Origin of the sequence: Deinococcus pimensis DSM 21231, from assembly GCF_000519345.1 — a bacterium.
Taxonomy (GTDB): Bacteria; Deinococcota; Deinococci; order Deinococcales; family Deinococcaceae; genus Deinococcus_A; species Deinococcus_A pimensis.
Window position 1 is genome coordinate 69517 of record NZ_KI912647.1, and the last position, 3586, is coordinate 73102.

Consider the following 3586-nt stretch of genomic DNA (forward strand, 5'->3'; position numbering starts at 1 on the left):
TGGGGCAGGGCGACGCGACGCTCGTGCGGGTCGGGCGGTTCACGGCGCTGGTGGACGGAGGCGGCACGCCGCGCGGTGACTTCGACGTGGGCGCGGGAACGGTGGTGCCCGCGCTGCGCGCGCTGGGCGTCTTCGATCTGGACGTGGTGGTCGCGACGCACCCGGACCTCGATCACGTGGAGGGCCTCGCGAGCGTGCTGCGGCTCGTGCCGGTCGGTGAGCTGTGGCTGGCGCGCGCCGAGGGGAACGGGCCGCTGGGGCCCCTGCTCGTCGCGGCGCGCGAGCGGGGCGTGCGGGTGCGGGAGGTGCGGCGCGGGGACCGCGCGGACGCGCCGGGCGTGGTCGTGCGGGTGCTGTGGCCGCCCCCCGGCCCCCTGCGGGAGGAGGACAACGAGAACAGCGTGGTGCTGCGCGTGGACGCCTCGCGGCGTGGCGGGGGCACGTGGCGGGCCCTCCTGAGCGCCGATCTGCCCGCCACGCTGGAGGGCGCGCTGGGGGCGGGCCGCGTGGACCTCCTCAAGGTCGGGCATCACGGGTCGCGCTTCTCCACGGGAGAGGCGCTGCTGCGGGGGACGAGGCCGCGCGACGCGGTGGTGTCGGTGGGCCGCAACACGTACGGGCACCCGAACCCGGAGGTGCTGGATCGCCTGCGGGCGGCGGGCGCACGGGTGTGGCGCACGGACGAGTCGGGCGCGCTGCGCTTCCCGGTGCCCTAGATCCGCTTGTAGTACAGGCGGGTGCCGGTGAGGCCGCCGTGCGGTTTGAGCGCGAAGTCGGGGATCTCTCCCGCGAAGGTGTAGCCGAGGCGCTCGTAGAGGCCGGACGCGCCGCCGTCGGTGGCGGTGTCGAGGACGAGGAGCGTTCTGCCGCGCGCGCGGGCGGTGTCCTCGGCGGCGCGCAGGAGGGTCGTGGCGACGCCGCGCCCGCGGTGCCCGGGGCGGGTCATCATCTTGGCGATCTCGGCGCGGTGCGGCTGGTTCGGGGGGAAGTCGAGGAGCAGGGTGACGGTCCCGACGAGCAGACCGTCGTCCCACGCACCGTACACGACGCGTCCGCCGCGTTCGGCGTGGGCGAGGGAGGCGGCCCAGAAGGCGCGGGCGTCGCCGTGCGGGAGGGGGTGCATGAAGCTGACGGACCCGCCGTCCGCGACGACGCGGACGAGCAGGTCGGCGAGGGCGTCGAGGACCTCGGGCGTGGGCAGCAGGGGCTGGACGCGGACGGCGGTGTCGGTCATGAGGTCACCTGCGGGCGAGCAGCACGAGGTACGTGCAGGGGCGAGCGGTGTCGTTGGCGAGCGTCACGTCGGACGGGGCGCCGAACGCGAGGCAGTCCCCGGCGTGCAGGCGGGAGGATCCGTCGCCCTCGGTGACGGTGAGCTCGCCGTCCTGGACCCAGATCACCTGCCGGATGTTCGCGTAGGAGGACGCGGGCAGCGTGACGTGCCGCCGCGCGGGAAGTTCGACGCGGACGATCTCGACGGGGTGGTCGGGCCGGGCGAAGACCTGCGTGCGGACGTAGCCCGTGTCGGGGTCGCGCCAGGAGGGCTGGTCGGTGGCGCGGACGAGGCGGCCGCCGTCGTCCTCGGCGCGCAGGAGCAGTCCGGCGAGGGTGAGGTCGAAGGCGCCCGCGAGGCGGACGAGCGTGACGGCGGTGGGGCTCATCTCCTCGCGTTCGATCTTGCTGACGGTGGCCTTCGAGACGCCGGAGCGCGCGGCGAGGTCCGCCTGGGACCAGCCGCGCGCGTCGCGTTCCAGGCGGACGCGTCGGGCGATGCGTGCCCCCGCCTCGTCCACGATAGTAGTCATATGTCCATCATGCGAGATCAAGGTCGATGATGCAAGAGAGGCGTGGGCCGCGCTTTGAGCACGACCCACGCCACCGACGTTCCCGATCGGTCTCCTACGGCAGGCGCAGCAGCAGCGCCTCGTACCCGCCGAGCCGCACGCCGCCGAGCTCCTCGTGTCCCTCGCGCCAGGTGGACGACAGCAGCACGTGCGCGCGCTCCGCGTGCGCGGACGCCCGGCTCGCGTGCCCCGACAGGTCGAGGGTGAGGTCGCCCGCGCCGAAGTTCAGCAGCACCAGCACCCGCTGCCCGGCGTGCGAGCGCACGAACGCGAACACGTCCTCGTGCCCGGCGTCCAGCGAGACGTACTCCCCACCGTGCAGTTCGGGCAGCTGACGGCGCAGCAGCGTCAGCGCGCGGAAGTAGTTCAGGTCGGAGCGCGGGTCGGCCTCCTGCGCCTCCACGTTCACCGAGGCGTGCTCGCCGAGCGGCAGCCACGGCTCCACCGTGCTGAAGCCCGCGAACGCTCCCGCGTCCCACTGCATGGGCGTGCGCTCCGGATCGCGCGACGCCTCCGGGTTGTCCTTCTGCCGCAGCCCGCTGGGGTCCTGCGCCCGCCCGGGCGGGATCGCGACGTTCTCCATGCCGATCTCGTCGCCGTAGTACACCGTGGGCGTTCCGCGCAGCGTGAGCAGCAGCGTCTGCGCCGCCCGGTACCGCTCCACGCCGAACTTCGTGCGGAAGCGGTGCTGGTCGTGGTTGCCCAGGACCCAGTTCGGCCAGCCGTCGTACTCGCGGCACGCGGCGTCGTACCGGTCGGCGAGGTCACGCACCGCGCCCGCCGAGAAGTCCTGCATCGTGAGCAGCAGGAAGTTGAAGGGCAGGTGGCACTCGTCGCCCTTCCCGTAGTACGTCACGAGCTTCTCCAGGGGCAGGTAGATCTCGCCGACCATCATCCGCTCGAAGCCCGGACGGCTGAACTCGTCGAGGACCGCGCGCATCTCGCGGATGTACCCGTGCGTCTCCGGCAGGTCCTGCGTGTGCACGTGCAGCAGACGTCCGTGCTCCATGTGGCCCTCGCGCCAGTCGGGGTTCTCCGGCTCGTCCGGGAACTCCCCGTGCTTCCCGAGCAGCCAGATGACGTCCACCCGGAAGCCGTCCACGCCACGCGTGAGCCAGAAGCGCATCGCGCCGAGCAGCGCCGCGCGCACCTCCGGGTTCGCCCAGTTCAGCTCGGGCTGCTCCGGCAGGAACTGGTGCAGGTAGTACTGGCCGGTCGTCTCGTCGAACGTCCACGCGCCACCCCCGAAGAACGAGCGCCAGTTGTTCGGCGGGCCACCGTCCGGGGCCGGGTCGCGCCAGACGTACCAGTCACGTTTCGGGTTGTCACGGCTGGCGCGCGACTCCAGGAACCACCTGTGGCGGTCGCTGGAGTGGTTCGGGACGAGGTCGAGCATCACCTTCAGGCCGCGCGCGTGCGCGCCCGCGAGGAGCTCGTCGAAGTCCGCGAGACTCCCGAACAGCGGATCGACGTCCTCGTAGTCGGCGACGTCGTACCCGAAGTCCTTCATGGGGGACGTGAAGATCGGGGAGAGCCACACGGCGTCCACCCCGAGCGACGCGAGGTAGTCGAGGCGGCGCGTCACGCCCGGCAGGTCGCCGACGCCGTCGCCGTTCGTGTCCTGGAAGCTTCGGGGGTAGATCTGGTAGACGACGCCTTTCTGCCACCACTGGAGGTCCATGCGGGCAGTCTAAGGCTCCCCCGCTACCGCGCGGGCGTGTCCGCGCCGAGCCGCACCGTGA

The 3586-nt window shown here is 72.7% G+C and carries 4 protein-coding genes; 1 reads left to right on the plus strand and 3 read right to left on the minus strand.

All coding sequences use genetic code 11. The features are described from left to right. A partial coding sequence (locus DEIPI_RS30955) for a ComEC/Rec2 family competence protein (protein WP_045234280.1) occupies positions 1-716 on the plus strand: 716 nt, incomplete at its 5' end. Here the strand turns inward: DEIPI_RS30955 and DEIPI_RS0113145 are convergent. The 3 genes from DEIPI_RS0113145 to DEIPI_RS0113155 form a co-directional block, all read right to left on the minus strand. Continuing rightward, entirely contained in the window at positions 713-1234 is a 522-nt protein-coding gene (locus DEIPI_RS0113145; RefSeq protein ID WP_027482063.1) for a GNAT family N-acetyltransferase, read from the minus strand. The two genes, DEIPI_RS30955 and DEIPI_RS0113145, sit on opposite strands and share 4 nt — an antisense overlap. 4 nt (positions 1235-1238) lie before the next feature. Beyond that, positions 1239-1805 (minus strand): helix-turn-helix domain-containing protein, encoded by a 567-nt coding sequence (locus DEIPI_RS0113150; protein ID WP_027482064.1) that lies wholly within the window; start codon positions 1803-1805, stop codon positions 1239-1241. A gap of 94 nt (positions 1806-1899) precedes the next feature. Further along, positions 1900-3525: an alpha-amylase family glycosyl hydrolase gene (locus DEIPI_RS0113155; RefSeq protein ID WP_027482065.1), complete on the minus strand. Its 1626-nt coding sequence runs from the start codon at positions 3523-3525 to the stop codon at positions 1900-1902. Between the last annotated feature and the right edge of the window lie 61 nt (positions 3526-3586).